Genomic DNA, 17,322 nt, shown 5'->3' with positions numbered 1-17,322 from the left:
TGACCGGGGTGTTTCCGCGTAGTCATCTTGTTGTTACGCCGCCGAAACGGCTCCCGCACACCCGTCGGCGGGTGGTGAGAGATCCCGGGTACCCTGCGTCAGGTGAACCGGTGGAGGTGGAGGGCGGGGATCGCCGCCGTACTGATCGGCTGGCTCGTCCTGGGCGCGATCGGCGGTCCGGCGGTCGGCAAGCTCAGTGAGGTCCAGCAGAACGACAACGCCAACTTCCTTCCGAAGAAGGCCGAATCGACGATAGTTGCCAACGAGGCGGCCAAGTTCGTCAACTCCAAAGCACTCCCGTACTTCGTGCTGATCGAGCGTGACACCCCGATCACCGCAGCGGACCAGACCGCTGTGCAGGGGTTCGTGGCCAAGATCCCGGCGCTCGAGCTGGGCGACGGCAAGAAGCTCGGCGACTACCTGACCGCCCCGGTCGGGGCCGCGATCCCTTCGGCCGACCACAAGGCGCTGCTGCTCACCGTGCAGATCGACGGCGACCGCGCGGACGAGGTCGTCGGGCAGGGCGAGACCGTGCTGTACGCCGTGGCGAAGGCGCTCCGGGCCGAGATCAAGCAGGACCTGACGCCGAGCGGCCTGCAGGTGTACGTCACCGGTCCGGGCGGGGTGTTCGCGGACTTCGTGGTCGCGTTCAGCGGGATCGACGGGATCCTGCTCGGCGTCGCGCTCGCGGTCGTGTTCGTGATCCTGCTGATCGTCTACCGCAGCCCGATCCTGCCCATCGCCGTACTGCTCACCGCAGTCTTCGGCCTCGCGCTCGCCGCGCTGGTCGTGTACCCGCTGGCGAAGCACGGCGTACTGCAGCTCAACGGGCAGAGTCAGGGCATCCTGTTCATCCTGGTCGTCGGTGCCTCGACGGACTACGCGCTGCTGCTCGTTTCCCGTTACAAAGAGGAGTTGCACGACTACGACAGCAAGTTCCAGGCGATGCGGGTCGCGTGGCGGGCGTCGATCGAACCGATCGCGGCCAGCGCGGCGACCGTCATCCTCGGCCTGCTCTGCCTGCTGCTGTCGAAGCTCGGCAGTACGAAGGGACTTGGTCCGGTCGGTGCGCTCGGGATCGCCGGTGCCTTCGTCGCCGCGATGACGTTCCTGCCGGCGGTCCTGCTCGCGTTCGGGCGGCGGATCTTCTGGCCGTCGATCCCGCGCCTCGATCACGTGCACTCCCGCGACCAGGTCGGCGGGCGCCGGCTCTGGGGCCGGGTGTCCGGGCTGGTCGGCCGGCGGTCGCGGCGGGTCTGGGCGATCACCGCGCTCGCGTTGCTCGCCTGCGCGGCGTTCATCCCGACGTTCAAGGCCACTGGTACGTCCCAGGAGGACCTGTTCCTGAACAAGGTCGAGTCGGTCACCGGCCAGCAGCAACTCGGCAAGCACTTCGACGCCGGCGCCGGTACGCCGGTCGAGATCCTCACTCCGCAGTCGATGGCTGACCAGGTCGTGCAGACCGCGCTCCAGGTCGACGGTATCGGCGCCGCCTCCGCCTCGGTCGCACCCGGCGTACCGCCGAAGGTTGTCGACGGCAAGGTTCTCGTGCAGGCGACGCTGAAGATCCCCGCCGATTCGCCCGGCGCGACCAAGGTGGTCAAACACCTGCGGAGCGAGCTGGACAAGGTGAGTCCGGAGATCCTGGTCGGCGGGAACACCGCCATCAACCTCGACGTACTCGACGCCGCGCAGCGGGACCTGCGCGTCATCATCCCGACGATCCTCGCGGTGATCTTCGTCGTGCTGATGCTGCTGCTCCGCTCACTGGTCGCCGCGGTCCTGCTGGTGATCGCGAACGTGCTGTCGTTCGGCGCGACCGTCGGCGTCAGCGCACTGATGTTCAACCACGTCTTCAAGTTCCCGGGCGCCGACCCCGGGATCCCGTTGTACGCCTTCGTGTTCCTGGTTGCCCTAGGCATCGACTACTCGATCTTCCTGATGACCCGGGTACGCGAGGAATCCCAGGAACAAGGCACCAGACCAGGCATCCTCGTCGGCCTGGCAGTAACCGGCGGCGTCATCACCTCCGCCGGCGTCGTCCTGGCCGCCACCTTCTCGGCCCTGGCAGTCCTCCCCATCCTGTTCCTGGTCCAGATAGCCTTCATGGTCGCCTTCGGCGTCCTCCTCGACACCACCGTCGTCCGCTCCCTCCTGGTCCCCTCCCTGGCCCACGACCTAGGCAAGAAAGTCTGGTGGCCCAGCAAACTCGCGTCCTAGGCTGCGGGGCATGGAGACGTTCGAGGGCAGCATCAGTGTGAATGACGGCGGGGGTGCCTGGGTGGAGGTGCCGGGTGAGGTGATCGCGGCGCTTGGTGGGGGTGGGCGGATCCCGGTGCTGGCGACGTTCGACGGGGTGGCGTACCGCGGGTCGATCGCGTCGATGGGTGGGTGCATGGCGCTCGGGATCCTGAAGAGCATCCGCGCCGAGTTGGGGAAGGGCGACGGTGAGGTGGTGACTGTGACCGTCGAGCGGGACGCCAACGAGCGGACGATCGACGTACCGGATGATCTGGCCGCGGCGCTAGCCGAGGCGGGGCTGCGCGAAGCGTTCGACGCGATGAGTTACAGCCATCGGCGCGAGCACGTGAGTGCGATCAACGACGCGAAGAAGCCGGAGACGCGGCAGCGGCGGATCGCGAAGGCGGTGGAGATGATCAAGGCTTTTTGAGGGAGGCCAGTTCGGTGCGGTTGGCGACGCCGAGTTTCGTGTAGACGTGGGCGAGGTGGGTCTTCACGGTGCCTCGGCTCATGAACAGGCGTTCGCCGATCTCCGGATTACTGAGGCCTTCGACCGCCAGCGCGACGACCTGTTCCTCGGTCGGGGTGAGGCTGGCCCAGCCTGAGGACGGGCGGCCGCGGGTTCCTCTGGTACGGCGGGCGTACGCGACGGCCTCGTCCAACGGCAGGGGCGGCTCGTCCGAGGTCGGTAGGTCAGGATGATCGGCCGGTGTCGCCAGGCCCAGGTCGGTGCGTGCGCCGGCTGCCGCAGCGGCCAGGCGGGCGGCGTCCGCGGGGCGGTTGGTGTGGATCGCCAGCAGGGCAAGGGATTCCAGGCTGTCGATGAGGTACGTACGCAGGCCGTGGTCGACGCGGATCGTCAGCGCTTCGTGCAGGAGCTCGGCGGCCTTGTCCGGCTGTACGGCGATCGCAGTACGGCCGAGCTGGTCGAGCGCATCGGCGAGGATCCGCGGGAGGTTGTAGCGGCGGGCAAGGTCGGCGGCCCGTTCCAGCAGGTCGGTCGCGTCCTCGCCCAGAGCTCGCTTCGCGGCGGCGACGGTCGGCAGCAGCATCGCGGGTACGAACGTCTGCGCCAGCGGGCCGTCCGGCGCGACGGCCGGGGCGAGCCACTCCACCGCGGCGTCGTACTCGCCGGTCCAGTAGCAGACCACGCTCATCACCTGAGCGAGATTCGGTACGACGGAACCGGTGTCGGCGAGGTCCAGCAGCGGGCGCAGCAACGTACGGGCCTCGTCGGCGCGACCTACGCGGACCAGTACGGAGGCGAGCTGGGCGCGGGCGGAGCCGACGCGGTGGAAGTCGGCGAGCGGTTCGGCCGCGGCCAGGGCGCGTTCGGCGAGTTCGACGGCCTGCCGCGGTTGCCCGGTGGACATGGCGCTCTCGGACCAGGTTGTCAGTACGGTCGACGCGATCCCGCGTTCGCCGCTGGAGATCAGGCCGTCGGCGGCCCGGTCGAGCAGTGGGCGGAGGTCGTCGTGGCGGTCCCAGAGCGAGAGCAGTACGCACTGCAGGGCGACGTTCGCGTTCCGGGCGTGCTCGTTGCCGATGCCGTCGGCCAGGCGGACGCCCTCGGCGGTGAGGTCCCAGGCCTTCTGGAAGTCCGTGAAGAACTCGCCGACCGCCTTGAGCGCGAGGAACAAGGACTTCAGCCGGTCGTCGCCGAGTTCAGTCGCGAGGTCGAGGCCGCGGCCGGCCGCGTCGTAGCCGAACGGGTCGACAGTGTCGGCGACGGTCGCGTACCCGTACAGCAAACGGGCCTGCAGCAACGTTCGGTCATCGGGGGCGCGGTCGATCGCGCGGCGCAGGTAGCCGATGCCTTCGTGGCCGGTCGCCTGCAGGTTCCACAACCAGCGCAGCGCGGCGGCGAGCCGACGGCCGCGGTCCGGGTCCGGGGCGGACAGGCCGTGTTCGAGCGCGGCGCGGAAGTTCTCGCGGTCGGGTTCGATCAGCGCGCGCCAGGCGTCGCGGTCCTTGTCCAGCAGGGGTTCCGCGTTTTCGGCGACCGCGAGGTAGTGGTCGAGATGCCGGTCCTGTCCGGTGTCGTCCGCGGCTGCGCGGGTTGCGGCGTACTCGCGGATCGTCTCGAGCAGCCGGTACCGCCCGCCCTCCGCCACCACAAGCGATTTGTCGACAAGCCGCGCAAGGATCTCCAGTACGCCGGCCCGCTCCGTCACCGCCTGCACCGCGTCGAGCGCAAACCCACCGGAGAACACCGCCAACCGCCGGAACACCTCCCGCTCGTCCGCGTCCAGCAGCTCGTAACTCCAGTCGATCGACGCTGCCAACGTCCGCTGCCGAGCCGCCACCCCACGAACGTTCTTCGTCAACAGCCCGAACCGATCCCCCAGCCCCGCCTCGATCTGCACCGGCGTCAAAACCCGCCCCCAAGCAGCCGCAAGCTCCAACGCAAGCGGAATCCCATCCAACCGAACACAGATCGACCGAACAGCCTCCTCAACCACATCCCCCGACGCCCCAGACTCCACCTCGTGCTCCGTCGGCATCTGTTGAAGTCCTGGGAGAACGGTGCCTGAGCGTTCGAGGAAGAGGGTTCGGGCCTCCTCCGGGGAGAGAGCGGGCACCTGCCAGATGGATTCGCCGGGGAGGTTCAGTGGCTCGCGGCTGGTGGCGAGGACGGTGATCTCAGGGCAACCGGACTGCAGCGCGACCACGAACTCGGCCACACCTTCGACGATCTGTTCGCAGTTGTCGAGGCAGACCAGCGCCTGCTTGGTACGGAGCTGGCCGATCAGCAGCCGATCGCCCGGCTCGACCAGCAGACCGATCGCGGCAGCAACAACCTCCGGGATCTGCGAACTGTCGGTGACGGCAGACAGGTCGACCCACCACACCCCATCCACCCAACCCTCGGCCACCTGCGCAGCCGTCTGCGCAGCAAGCCGGGTCTTACCGCTACCACCCGGCCCGGTGAGCGTCACCAGCCGGCTACCGGACAACTGCGTCCGCACCGCGGCAACCTGCGTCGCGCGCCCCACGAAGCTGGTGAACATCACCGGCAGGTTGTTCGGCACCAGCTCCAGCGAACGCAACGCCGCACCGGTGGAGGTCAGCTCGAAGATCCGCTCCGGCGACCCGAGATCCCGCAACCGATGCACCCCGAGGTCGAACAGGTCCTGGCCTTCAGCAGCTGTTGCCGTGAGCAACGTTTGTCCGGGGTTGGTGACGGACAGGAGATGATCAGCGTGGCGGGCGGCGAGGACTGCAGTTGGTGCTGTGTGGAGCGCGATGCGGAGGAGTTCGCCCGCGGGCACCTCCAGGGCTGACTCACGAAGGGCTGAGGCGGCAGCGATCGCATCGGCGGCGGATGGGTACGCGAGCGCCGGCGACCCCGCGTCACGACGTACCAGGTGCTCGCCGGGCAGCGCAGCGACCAGGCCGGCCAGTCGGGCGTAGGCGGGCGCGCTTGCGGCGCCGGCGTACGACGCGGTCAGTACTGTCACCCCACCCATGGGCGCCAGTTTGCCACTCGCCTGTGTCGACAGTATCCGTTACCCTGCGGAACCGGGGGGTCGACAGTGAGGAGCCTGAATGACAGACACCGCACCTACCGACCATGGACGATTCGCACTGCCTACCAAGAATCTGCCCGCACCGCAGGTTCGCGATCTGCCCGAACCACCGGCGAACACCTGGAAGATCATCGGACCCGGCATGGTCGGCGCCGGGGTCGGGCTGGCGTCCGGGGAGTTCATCCTCTGGCCGTACATCTCCAGCCAGGTCGGCCTGGTGTTCCTCTGGGGCGCCGTCGTCGGCGTGGTCGTGCAGTGGTTCCTGAACATGGAGATCGAGCGGTACACGCTGGCCACTGGTGAGACAGCGTTGACCGGCTTCAACCGGTACGGGAAGCACTGGGGCCTGTTCTTCGCGATCATGACGTACTTCGCCAACCTCTGGCCCGGCTGGGCGACCAGCTCCGCCAGCATGCTGACGTACCTGTTCGGCGCCGGCGACCCGCGCTGGATCGCGATCGTGATGCTGCTGGTGATCGGCGCGATCCTGACCTTCGCGCCGGTGGTGTACGTGATGCTGGAACGGCTGATTGCGGTGAAGATCGCGGCCGTCGCGCTGCTCGTCGTACTCGCGCTGGCGTTCGCGATCCGCGGGAAGACGTACAGCGCGCTCGGCGATGCGGTCACGCAGCCGGCGTTCCCCGCCGAGCAACTCGGGTTCGCGCTGGTGATGGGCGCGATCGCGTACGCCGGCGCCGGTGGCGGTCAGAACCTGGTGCAGAGCAACTGGATCCGCGACAAGGGCTTCGGGATGGGCGTGCACGTGCCGCGGCTGACGTCGCCGGTGACCGGCGAGTCCGAGGCCGACCCGACCGCCAACGGGTACACGTTCCCGCCGGACGACAAGAACCTGGCGCGCTGGCGGCTCTGGTGGAAGTTCGCGAACATCGAGCAGGCCGCGACCTTCGTGGCGATCACCGTGGTGACGATCGCGTTCACGTCGATGCTCGCCCATGCCACGCTGTTCGGCAACGACAACGTGAAGAACAACATCGGCTTCCTGAAGATCGAGGGTACGACGCTGCAGACCCTCGTCGGCGGCTGGTTCGGCTACCTGTTCTGGGCGATCGGCGCGTTCTCGTTGTTCGCGGCGGCCGCCGGGATCGTCGACTACACGTCCCGGCTGGCCTCCGACATGATCAAGGCCCGGTACCTCCGCACGTCGAAGATCACCGAGTCCAAGCTGTACTTCTGGCTGGTCTGGGGACTGGTTGCCTTCGGCATCATTGTTCTGCTGGCCGGCGTCACCCAACCGTTGGTGCTACTGATCATCTCCGCCTGCACCGCGGGCACGATGATGTTCGTCTACTCCGGCCTGCTGTGGTGGATGAACTCCAGGGCGCTCCCGGAGGCCATCCGCATCACCACCTGGCGAACCGCGGTCCTGGGCTTCTCGTTCCTGGCCTTCGGCTTCCTCGCCGTCTTCACCCTCATCGACCAACTGAAAAAGCTCTGACAAAGTCAACCGCGGGCGAACGGATTACCGGGTCGGGCCGTAGGCCTCCGGGGTGCCGTTGGCGGTGGTGAAGAGGGAGTAGACGGAGGTGGTGGCGGTCAGGAAGAGGCGGTTGCGTTTGGGGCCGCCCCAGGTGAGGTTGCTGACGGTTTCGGGGACGAGGAGTTTGCCCAGCAGGGTGCCGTCGGGGTGGTAGATGTGCACCCCGTCGGCGGCGGACGCCCAGATGCGGCCCTGGGTGTCCAGGCGGATGCCGTCGAAGACGCCGTTGCCGCATTCGGCGAACAGGTCGCCGCCGGAGAGCTTGTCGCCGTCGACGGTGAAGGCGCGGATCGTGCCCTCTTCGGAATCGGTGATGTAGAGCAACGACTCGTCCGGCGAGAACGCCAGGCCGTTCGGCCGGTTGAAGTCGTCCGCGACCCGGGTCAGCGTGCCGTCCGGCCCGACCCGGTACACGTGGCAGCCGCCGGTCTCGATCTCGCCCTGGTAGCCCTCGTAGTCGGAGTCGATGCCGTACGCCGGATCGGTGAACCAGACCGACCCGTCGCGCTTGACGACCACGTCGTTCGGGCTGTTCAGCCGCTTGCCCTCGTACTCGTGGGCGAGCACCGTGATCGCGCCGTGGTGCTCGGTCCGGGTCACGCGACGGTTGCCGTGCTCGCAGCTGACCAGCCGGCCCTCGGTGTCGCGGGTGTGGCCGTTCGTGTTGCCGGCCGGGTGCCGGAAGACGGAGACCTGGTACGACGTCTCGTCCCAGCGCAGGATCCGGTCGTTCGGGATGTCGCTCCAGAGCAGGTACCGCCCGGCCGGCGAGTACACCGGGCCCTCGACCCAGCGTCCACCGGTCCACAACCGCTCGAGCCGGCTGTCGCCGCGGATGCCGGCGAACCGGTCGTCCAGCTTCTCCCAGACCGCCGGAGCAGATCCTGCCAACGGCTCGAGAATTCCGGTCATCACGTCTCCTCTGGTTGGACCTCTGGGACGGAAGGATATGCGTGGCGCCGCAAACGGGGGCTTCAGGTCCGGCGCCGTCCAAGTGACCGTGGAGACATCCTCTTGAAGCTTGACACCGTTCGTGAAGAGAAGGCGATCGAGAACCTGACCAGCAGGCTCACCGACGCCTTCGCCGACATCCATACTCCCGAAGACATCGAAACCGCGATCCGCACCGCCCGCGAGTCCTTCGCCGGCGACCCGGTCCGCGACTATGTACCCATCCTGATCGAACGCATCGTCCGCGCGGAGCTCGCGCCGAAGCCCGAGCCCGCCGAGCAGGCCACGACGGCCGAACGGCAGGCGCGGTGGACAAGGCCGGCCGTGACGCTGGAACCCGGCGACGACGCAACAGCCGCGCCGGACGGCAGCGCCGCCGATCAGGCCTCAGCCGGCGCCGGCGGCGGGGGTACGGCAGGCACCGGGCTCGGCGAGTTCCGGCGGCGTTTCCCGATCGCCCTTCCCGCCGCCGTTGCCGGCGTCCTCGTGCTGGCGACGATCGCGACCGTGCTCGTCGTACGCAACGGTGGCGACGCGGCCGCCAAATCCCCTGCCAACTCCGGACTGACCACGGTCGGTGGGGTGATCGGCTCGGAGAAGCGGGCGTTCTTCGAGGATCCGGACGTGAAGGCCGTACTGGCCAAGCACGGGTTCGCGGTGAACGTCGACACCGCCGGATCGCGCGAGATCGCGACCAGCGTCGACCTGAGCAAGTACGACTTCGCGTTCCCGTCCAGCAGTACGGCGGCGGAGCGGATCCTGCAGCCGACGTCCGGCCGGCCTGCCGTGGGCGGGAAGAAGTTTGCGGTGTTCTCGTCGCCGATGGCGATCGCGACGTACCAGCCGATCGTGGACCTGCTGTCCGCCACCGGGATCGCCCGGCAGGTGAACGGTGTCTGGTACTTCAACGTACGCAAGTACGTCGACCTCGCGAAGGCGAACTGGCGCTGGACGAACATCCACGGCAACACGACGTACCCGGTCAACAAGCGGATCCTGATCACCACCACCGATCCGCGCACGTCGAACTCGGCGGCGATGTTCCTGTCGATCGTCAGTTATGTTGCCAACCACAACACCGTTGTGCAGAGCGAGGCGGACGAGCAGAAGGTCCTGCCGCTCGTCGCGCCGCTGTTCGTGAACCAGGGGTACACCGACAACTCCAGCGAAGGCCCGTTCGACGACTACCTGTCGCTCGGGATGGGCAAGTCGCCGATGGTGAACATCTACGAGGCGCAGTTCGTCGAGGCCGCGGTGGAGCGCAAGCTGAAGCCGGGGATGGTGCTGATGTACCCGTCGCCGACCGTGCAGTCGAAGCACACGCTGGTCTCGTTCGACGCGAACGGTGAGAAGCTCGGCCAGCTGCTCGCCACCGATCCGGAACTGCAGCGACTCGCGGCCCGGCACGGGTTCCGCACCGCGGACGAGTCGCAGTTCGCGAGCGTGGTGAAGCAGCACGACGTCCCGGTCGCGCAGGAGGTCATCGACGTCGCGGACACACCGACGTACGACACCCTCGAACGACTCCTGGACGCGGTCTCGAAGTCCTACCGCTGAACGTTCGTCAGCCACGACCACACCGACGTGGTCGCGGTGACGAACAGGCGGTTCCCCTTCGCGCCGCCGAAGGTCAGGTTGGACACGACGTCCGGCAGCAGCAGCTTGCCGATCAGAGTGCCGTCCGGGTCGAAGCAGTGCACGCCCTCGTGCGTGGCCGCCCAGACCCGGCCGGTGCTGTCCAGCCGGATCCCGTCGAACATGCCGGCCGTACAGGGTGCGAACACCTCGCCACCGGTCAGCTTGTCGCCGTCGACCTCGAAGCGGCGGATGTGCTTGCGGGGCGTGTCGACGACGTACAGCTCCAGCTCGTCGTTCGAGAACGCGAGACCGTTCGGCCGCTGGAAGTCGTCCGCGACCACGGTCAGCGTGCCGTCCGGGTCGATCCGGTAGACGTGGCAACCGTCCAGCTCCTGCTCGGCGGCGTACCCCTCGTAGTTCGAACTGATCCCGTACGGCGGGTCGGTGAACCAGATCGACCCGTCGCTGCGTTCGACCACGTCGTTCGGGCTGTTCAGCCGCCGCCCGTCCAGCTGCGACGCGAGGACGGTCAGGCTGCCGTCGTACTCCGTCCGGACGACGCGGCGGTCGCCCTGCGAGCAGCTGATCAGCCGCCCGGCGCGGTCGATCGTGTTGCCGTTGACGTATCCGGACGGCTGCCGGAACACGCTGACCTGGCCGGACAGCTCGTCCCAGCGCAGCATCCGGTCGTTCGGGATGTCGCTGAAGACCAGACAGCGCCAGGCGGGCGAGTACGCAGGCCCTTCGAGCCAGCGGCCGCCGTCGTACAGGCATTCGAGGTACTCGTCGCCTGCGACGGTCTGGAAACGGTCGTCGAGAACTACCAACTCGGCCCGGAGCCGCGGCGGCGCGGCGTTGATCGTGACGGTCATATTCTGAATGTAGTCTGGTCATCGACCATCTGAACAGAATGAGGTTCGGTTTGTGAGCCAGGTAACCATAGATGATGTGGACCGTCGGCTGATTGCCGCACTGCAGGAGGACGCCGGCCAGTCGTACGCGGCACTCGGCGAAGCGGTCGGCCTGTCCGCCGGTTCCGCGCACGAGCGGGTCCGGAAACTGAAGGCAGCCGGGGTGATCCGCCGGACGACTGTTGACGTGGATCCGGGTGCGGTAGGGCTCGGGGTGCTGGCGTTCGTGCTCCTGGAATCCGGTGCGTGGATGGGCGACGAGCCGACGCTGACAGCGCTGCGGAAGATCCCGGCGGTCGAGGAGGCGCACATCATCGCCGGGCCGGCCTCGGTGCTGGTGAAGGTCCGGACGGCGACCACCGAGGACCTGCAGGCAACGTTGCGCGCGCTCCACCAGGTGGACAGCGTGACCAGTACGCAGACAGTCGTCGTGCTGGAGACGTTCTTCGAGAAACGACCCAGCGTGGTGTGAGCAACACCCTGCTCCTTCGGCGGCCGCTTGACCCTAGACTCGGGCCAGCCGAAGGGAGTCAGCTGTGTCCGACAGCAAGCAGATCACCAAGGTGCTGGTCGCGAACCGGGGCGAGATCGCCGTCCGGGTCGTCCGGGCCGCCGCCGACGCGGGGCTCGGCAGTGTCGCCGTGTACGCCGACCAGGACCGGGACGCGCTGTTCGTCCGGCTCGCCGACGAGGCCTACGCCCTGGACGGGGCGACACCGGCCGACTCCTACCTGAACATCGCCAAGATCCTGGACGCCGCGGCCCGCTCCGGCGCGGACGCCGTCCACCCGGGCTACGGGTTCCTGGCCGAGAACGCCGAGTTCGCGCAGGCGGTGCTCGACGCCGGGCTGATCTGGATCGGCCCGCCGCCGTCGGCGATCGACTCGCTCGGCGACAAGGTCAAGGCCCGGCACATCGCGGAGAAGGTCGGCGCGCCACAGGTTCCCGGTACGCCGGACCCGGTCGCGGACGCGGCCGAAGTGGTCGCGTTCGCGGAGCAGTACGGGCTGCCGATCGCGATCAAGGCGGCGTACGGCGGTGGTGGTCGCGGGATGAAGGTCGCGCGGACCATGGAGGAGATCCCGGAGCTGTTCGAGTCGGCCACCCGCGAGGCGGTCAGCGCGTTCGGGCGCGGCGAGTGCTTCGTCGAGCGGTACCTGGACCAGCCGCGGCACGTCGAGACCCAGTGCCTGGCCGATGCCCACGGCAACGTTGTGGTGGTGTCGACACGGGACTGCTCGCTGCAGCGCCGGTACCAGAAGCTCGTCGAGGAGGCGCCGGCGCCGTTCCTGTCCGCCGAGCAGCTCGACATCCTGTACTCCTCGTCGAAGAAGATCCTGCGCGAGGCCGGGTACGTCGGCGCCGGGACGTGCGAGTTCCTGGTCGGGCAGGACGGGCTGATCTCGTTCCTCGAGGTGAACACCCGGCTGCAGGTCGAGCACCCGGTCTCCGAGGAGGTCACCGGGCTGGACCTGGTCCGGGAGATGTTCCGGATCGCCAACGGTGAAGAGCTCGGGTACGAGGACCCGAAGGTCTCCGGGCACTCGATCGAGTTCCGGATCAACGCCGAGGACGGCGGCCGCGGGTTCCTCCCGGCGCCCGGAACCTTGCTGCGCTGGCATGCGCCGTCGGGTCCCGGCGTACGGCTGGACAGCGGGTACGACCAGGGCGAGACCGTGCCGGGTGCGTACGACTCGCTGGTCGCGAAGCTGATCGTCACCGGTCGGGACCGGACGCAGGCGCTGGAACGGTCGCGGCGCGCGCTGCGCGAGTTCGTCGTCGAGGGCATGCCGACGGTGATCCCGTTCCACGCCTCGGTGGTGTCCGACCCGGCGTTCGTCGGGACGGACGGGTTCAAGGTGCACACCCGGTGGATCGAGACCGAGTACGACAACCAGCTCACGCCGTACGAAGGCCCGACGGCCGAGGCTCCGCTCGACGACGAGCGCTCCCGGGTCACCGTCGAGGTCGGCGGGAAACGGCTCGAGGTCGTACTGCCCGGCGGGCTCGGCGCGGTCGCAGCGGCTCCCGCCGGTGGTGCCGCGAAGAAGAAGCCGTCGCGGCGGGCCGGTGGATCCAAGGGCGCGGCCGCGTCGGGCGATTCGCTGACGTCGCCGATGCAGGGCACGATCGTGAAGATCGCCGTCGAGGAGGGCGCGACCGTTGCCGAGGGCGACCTGATCGTGGTCCTCGAGGCGATGAAGATGGAGCAGCCGCTGAACGCGCACAAGTCCGGCACAGTCACCGGCCTCAGCGCCGAGGTCGGCGCCACCGTCTCAGCCGGCGCCACCATCTGCGAAATCAAGGACTGACGTCCTGGAGCCCGTCCAGAACCGAACTCGAACGTGTCGTCGGCGGCGGCGTACTCCTTGATCGTGCGCTCGGCGTCCTGCCCGCCGCGGCTCAGCCGCCGGTTGAGCGACACCTCCGCACCCGCGCCACCACCTCCGCCCCGCACCACGTAGTACCCGACCTCGCGCCGGGACCCGCGCTCGGTAGTGGTCGGCGCACACCCGCCGAAGGCGGCAACAGGCAGCCGCCGCGCGGCGGTGACGTTTCCAGCCGTGGAGTGGTGTCTGTTTTCAGGGTGGGCGTGGCATAGTGCGCTGGTTGGGTTGGGAGTGAGGAGCGGGGTATGTGGCGGGAGCGGGCCCGGTACTGGTTCGACAGCACGATGTCGCGGGGTACGCCGGCGTTGATCGGGTGGTTGGGGTTTGCCTCGACCGGTCTGGTGCTGGTGGTTTCACTGCTGGTGATCTGGCTGGTGCCGAAGGACGTCGTACAGCACGGTGGCTGGCCGGAAGTGTTCTGGATGACGTTGATGCGGGCGATCGACGCGGGCACGATCGGCGGTGACACCGGGAGTCCGTTGTTCCTGTTCCTGATGTTGCTGATCACGATCGGCGGGATCTTCGTCGTGAGCGCGTTCATCGGTGTGATGACGAACGGCCTGAACGCGAAGATCGAGGACCTACGCAAGGGCCGGTCGCGGGTGGTCGAGCGCGGGCACACCGTCGTACTGGGCTGGTCCGAGCAGGTCTTCACGGTCGTCTCCGAACTCGTCCAGGCGAACCAGAGCCAGCGCCGCGCCTGCGTCGCGATCCTCGCCGACAAGGACAAGGTGGAGATGGAGGACGAGCTCCGCGCCCGCGTCGGCGATCTCGGCAGGACCGTGGTCGTCTGCCGTACGGGCAACCCGCTCCGCCCGGCCGACCTCGACCTCGTGAACCTGTCCGCGGCGCGCTCGGTGATGGTGCTGCCACCCGCGACCGAGGACGCGGACATCCAGGTGATCAAGGTCCTGCTCGCGCTCGGCGACCGGGCCCGCAACACCGACGGCCCGCACGTGGTCGCCGCGCTGCGCGATTCCGACAACCTCGCGGCGGCGCAGCTCGCGGGCGGGCCGCGGGCGCAGCTGATCGGCGCGGACGATCTCGCCGTCCGGCTGATCGTGCAGGCGCACCGCCAGTCCGGGCTGTCCGCGGTGTGCACGGAGCTGCTCGCGTTCAGCGGCAACGAGTTCTACCTGCGCGCCGAGGTGCAAGCGACCGGGCAGACGTTCGGCGACGTCAGCCGTACGTTCGATCGCGGCGTCGCGGTCGGCATCCGGTACGGCGACGGCCGCATCTCGCTCAACCCGGCCGCCGACGTGCTGCTCGGCAACGACGACCAGCTGGTCGTACTCGCCGAGGACGACGCCCTCGTACGCCGCTCGACGATCCCCGCGCAGATCCTCGAGGACGCGATCGCGGACGCGGCGCAACCGGCGCCCTGCCCCGCGCGGACCTTGATGATCGGCTGGAACAAGCGCGCCGCGAAGATCCTCGACCTGCTCGACGACTTCGCGACGCCCGGCTCGCACCTGCAGATCGCCGGCCTGGACGAGGCCGCACCCGGCGAGTACGAGAACCTGACGATCGGTACGACGCACTGCGACCCGACGAACCGTGCCGCGCTGGAGTCGCTGGACGTCAGCAGCTACCAGCACGTGATCATCCTGGCCGCGGACGACCTCGACGAGCAGCAGGCCGACGCCCGTACGCTGCTGACGCTGCTGCACATCCGCGACCTCGAGCAGCGGCTGAACGCGCCGTACTCGATCGTCAGCGAGATCAACGACGACGCGAACCGGGAGATCGCGCAGGTCACCGAGGCCGACGACTTCGTGGTGAGTGAGAAGCTGATCAGCCTGCTGCTGACGCAGCTGAGCGAGAACCGGCACCTGGCCGACGTGTTCGCCGAGCTGCTCGGGCCGGAAGGCGCCGAGATCTACCTGAAGCCGGCCGCCGACTACCTGGTTCCCGGTGCGCCGGCGAACTTTGCGACGCTCGCCGAGGCCGCGCGCCGGCGGGGCGAGACCGCGATCGGATACCGGGTCGCCAGCGCGTTCCACCGGCCGCCGGGGTACGGCGTCGTGCTCAACCCGGCGCGGGACGTACCGCTGACCCTGACGGCTGCCGACCGGGTGATCGTCCTGGCGGATCTGGGCGCGACGGCCGGATTGACAGACAGTTCTCAGGTTGAAGCTGTAGGTTCCGTCCAGACATCCGGTTGAGGAGGGTTACTGCATGTCCAAGAAGACCCACCAGCAGCAGCTGGCGGCCCGTAAGGCGAGGCGGCAGGCCGAGCGCGAGGCGGAACGGCATCGGCAGCGGCGGAACCTCGCGGTCACCGTGGCGTCGGTCGTGACGGTGGTCGTGGTCGTGGTCGGCGCGTTCGTGGTCTTCGGAGGCAGTGACGACAAACCGGCGGCGACGCCGTCGGTGGCGCCCGAGAACAAGCCGTCGAGCATCCCGACCGCGATCTTCCCAGCGCCGAAGCGCCCGAAGCCGCTCGCGGCCGAGGTGAACTGTACGTACAAGAAGAGCGCCGAGCCGGCCGCGAAGAAGGTGAATCCGCCGGCCGACGGCAAGACCAAGGCGTCCGGTACGTCGAAGGTCAGCCTGGACACGTCGATCGGTGACCTGCAGCTCACCTTGGACAGCTCGGTTGCGCCGTGTGCGGTGAAGAACTTCCTCAGCTTGGTGGGCCAGAAGTACTTCGACAACACCAAGTGTCATCGGCTGACCGTTGGTGAGGGTCTGCAGGTGCTGCAGTGCGGCGATCCGACCGGCAGCGGGTCCGGTGGTCCGGGGTACACGTTTGCGGACGAGGTTTACCCGACGTTGAAGTACGGGCGCGGCATTCTCGCGATGGCCAATTCCGGGGCGAACACGAACGGGAGTCAGTTCTTCATCGTGTACGGGGATGCCTCTGGGTTGAGTGCGCAGTACACGGCGTTCGGCACGATCGACGAGCCGAGCCTGAAGCTGATCGACAAGGTCGCGGAGGCCGGCGTCACGCCCCAACAGAGCCCCCAGGACGGGACGCCGATCACTCCGGTAGACATCAAGACGGCAACAGCAGCAGCCTAAGCAAGGAGGCCGTAGTGGGAGCGGGGCCAGGCTAGTAGGGCGTGGATTTGGGTTATGCCTGACTGCTGTAGGAGTTCTACTGAGCCGGTGCCGAACTTGTAGAGGTTTGTGGCTGGGTCGCGGGTTGTGGTCCAGTTGTAGTCGGCGTAGGACTGCATCGCCTTGCGGTACCGCGGGTCGGGGCTGACCGAGTCCAGGATCAGCAGGTTCTTGAACCAGATCGAGTTGAACGCCGCGCCCTGTTTGGCGAGCATCTCCGGGGTGTTGTAGAACGCCAGCGACGCGTCCGCGACCGACTTCGCGTCGCGCAGGTAGCGCGCGTCACCGGTTGCCTTGAACAACAACACTCCGGCGCCGAGCATCACGCCCTGGTTGTAGCTCCACTGCGTCTTCTCGACGTTGCCGGCCAGGTCGATGTGGTCCCAGTACAGGCCGTTCGGCGCGAGCATGCAGGTCTGCGCCCACTGGTACATCTTCTGCGCCCAGGTCAGGTACGACTTGTCCCGGGTGAGCAGGTACAGGTGTGCGCCGAGCTCGGCGCCCGGGCCGTTCGACACCGTGTTGCGGTCCTGGCTCCACGGCGCCTGGGTCCAGTACACCCCACCGGCGCACGAGTGCGACGGATCGGTGTCCCAGCCGTGCACGACGAGCGCGAAGATGTCCTTGGCCCGGGCCAGCGCAGCGCGGTCACCAGTCCGCCTGTACCGCTGGATCAGGTTCAGGCCGATCCACTCGTTGTCGTCGTAGAACTTGTCGCCGCCCTGCCCGTTCGGCGGTCGGACGTACGAGTCGTAGCCGGTCGGCGTGGTCCCCGAGTTCCAGTAGAACTCGTATGCCGCGATCCGCCGGTCCGCCTCCGCGGAACCGGCCCGGCCCGCGCCCGGAACGCCGGCCAGGTCCTCGGCCGCGATCGCCGCCTGCGAGTACGGCCAGACGTACGAGTACGCGTTGGACTGCGTGTTCGGGTACTCCTCGAGCAGCAGTCCGCGGCCGGCGTCGAAGTACTTGTTGATGGCGTCGTACGACGCCCGCGCCCGAGCTGCCGCGGTGGGATCGGCCCCAGCCATGCCCTCGGCGCCGGCCGTGGACATGTTCAGGCCTCCGAGGACCGCGACCGCGAGAACTCCGGCGGCCAGACGTGTTGATATACCAAGCTTTCTGCGCATCGACCTGCTCCTCCTGGGCGGTGGTTGACATCG

The 17,322-nt window shown here is 68.2% G+C and carries 12 protein-coding genes; 8 read left to right on the top strand and 4 right to left on the bottom strand.

The genetic code is table 11. From position 1 onward, the window contains the following. Positions 1-102: 102 nt before the first annotated feature. A complete protein-coding gene (locus ACFYRU_RS27010) occupies positions 103-2,220 on the top strand; it encodes an MMPL family transporter (protein ID WP_387663377.1) in 2,118 nt (705 codons plus the stop codon). Positions 2,221-2,230: 10 nt separating this feature from the next. Beyond that, positions 2,231-2,671 carry a YdeI/OmpD-associated family protein gene (locus ACFYRU_RS27005; protein ID WP_387663375.1) on the top strand — a complete coding sequence of 147 codons (441 nt, stop codon included), beginning with the start codon at positions 2,231-2,233 and terminating at the stop codon, positions 2,669-2,671. Here ACFYRU_RS27005 and ACFYRU_RS27000 read toward each other — a convergent pair. Continuing rightward, positions 2,658-5,711: a tetratricopeptide repeat protein gene (locus ACFYRU_RS27000; protein ID WP_387663374.1), complete on the bottom strand. Its 3,054-nt coding sequence runs from the start codon at positions 5,709-5,711 to the stop codon at positions 2,658-2,660. The two genes, ACFYRU_RS27005 and ACFYRU_RS27000, sit on opposite strands and share 14 nt — an antisense overlap. A 79-nt stretch (positions 5,712-5,790) precedes the next feature. Here ACFYRU_RS27000 and ACFYRU_RS26995 point away from each other — a divergent pair, with 79 nt between their 5' ends. Beyond that, the gene (locus ACFYRU_RS26995) at positions 5,791-7,227 is read left to right on the top strand and encodes an Nramp family divalent metal transporter (RefSeq protein WP_387663372.1); all 1,437 of its coding nucleotides are present in this window, start codon (positions 5,791-5,793) and stop codon (positions 7,225-7,227) included. Between the two features lie 24 nt (positions 7,228-7,251). Here ACFYRU_RS26995 and ACFYRU_RS26990 read toward each other — a convergent pair whose 3' ends face one another. Next, a complete protein-coding gene (locus ACFYRU_RS26990; RefSeq protein ID WP_387663370.1) occupies positions 7,252-8,181 on the bottom strand; it encodes an SMP-30/gluconolactonase/LRE family protein in 930 nt (309 codons plus the stop codon). Positions 8,182-8,283: 102 nt separating this feature from the next. Here ACFYRU_RS26990 and ACFYRU_RS26985 point away from each other — a divergent pair, with 102 nt between their 5' ends. Further along, a complete protein-coding gene (locus ACFYRU_RS26985; protein ID WP_387663368.1) occupies positions 8,284-9,777 on the top strand; it encodes a three-helix bundle dimerization domain-containing protein in 1,494 nt (497 codons plus the stop codon). On the opposite strand, the gene ACFYRU_RS26980 is transcribed toward ACFYRU_RS26985, so the two are convergent. Further along, positions 9,768-10,670: an SMP-30/gluconolactonase/LRE family protein gene (locus tag ACFYRU_RS26980; protein ID WP_387663366.1), complete on the bottom strand. Its 903-nt coding sequence runs from the start codon at positions 10,668-10,670 to the stop codon at positions 9,768-9,770. The genes ACFYRU_RS26985 and ACFYRU_RS26980 overlap by 10 nt on opposite strands. Positions 10,671-10,746: 76 nt before the next feature. Here ACFYRU_RS26980 and ACFYRU_RS26975 point away from each other — a divergent pair, with 76 nt between their 5' ends. The 4 genes from ACFYRU_RS26975 (at position 10,747) to ACFYRU_RS26960 (ending at position 16,123) form a co-directional block, all read left to right on the top strand. Next, on the top strand, positions 10,747-11,181 hold the full coding sequence (locus ACFYRU_RS26975) for an Lrp/AsnC family transcriptional regulator (protein ID WP_387663364.1): 435 nt from the start codon (positions 10,747-10,749) through the stop codon (positions 11,179-11,181). A 64-nt stretch (positions 11,182-11,245) separates the two neighbouring features. Then, a complete protein-coding gene (locus ACFYRU_RS26970) occupies positions 11,246-13,021 on the top strand; it encodes an acetyl/propionyl/methylcrotonyl-CoA carboxylase subunit alpha (RefSeq protein ID WP_387663363.1) in 1,776 nt (591 codons plus the stop codon). Positions 13,022-13,344: 323 nt separating this feature from the next. Continuing rightward, positions 13,345-15,264, top strand: coding sequence for a hypothetical protein (locus tag ACFYRU_RS26965; RefSeq protein ID WP_387663362.1), 1,920 nt, complete (start codon positions 13,345-13,347; stop codon positions 15,262-15,264). A 13-nt stretch (positions 15,265-15,277) separates the two neighbouring features. Then, the gene (locus ACFYRU_RS26960) at positions 15,278-16,123 is read left to right on the top strand and encodes a peptidylprolyl isomerase (RefSeq protein WP_387663361.1); all 846 of its coding nucleotides are present in this window, start codon (positions 15,278-15,280) and stop codon (positions 16,121-16,123) included. On the opposite strand, the gene ACFYRU_RS26955 is transcribed toward ACFYRU_RS26960, so the two are convergent. After that, on the bottom strand, positions 16,120-17,289 hold the full coding sequence (locus tag ACFYRU_RS26955) for a glycoside hydrolase family 76 protein (protein ID WP_387663360.1): 1,170 nt from the start codon (positions 17,287-17,289) through the stop codon (positions 16,120-16,122). The genes ACFYRU_RS26960 and ACFYRU_RS26955 overlap by 4 nt on opposite strands. Positions 17,290-17,322: the final 33 nt, after the last annotated feature.

Source organism: Kribbella sp. NPDC004536 (genome assembly GCF_042873835.1).
GTDB lineage: Bacteria > Actinomycetota > Actinomycetes > Propionibacteriales > Kribbellaceae > Kribbella.
The sequence above is the reverse complement of the archived record's forward strand: the minus strand, read 5'-3'. Positions and strand labels throughout refer to the sequence as shown.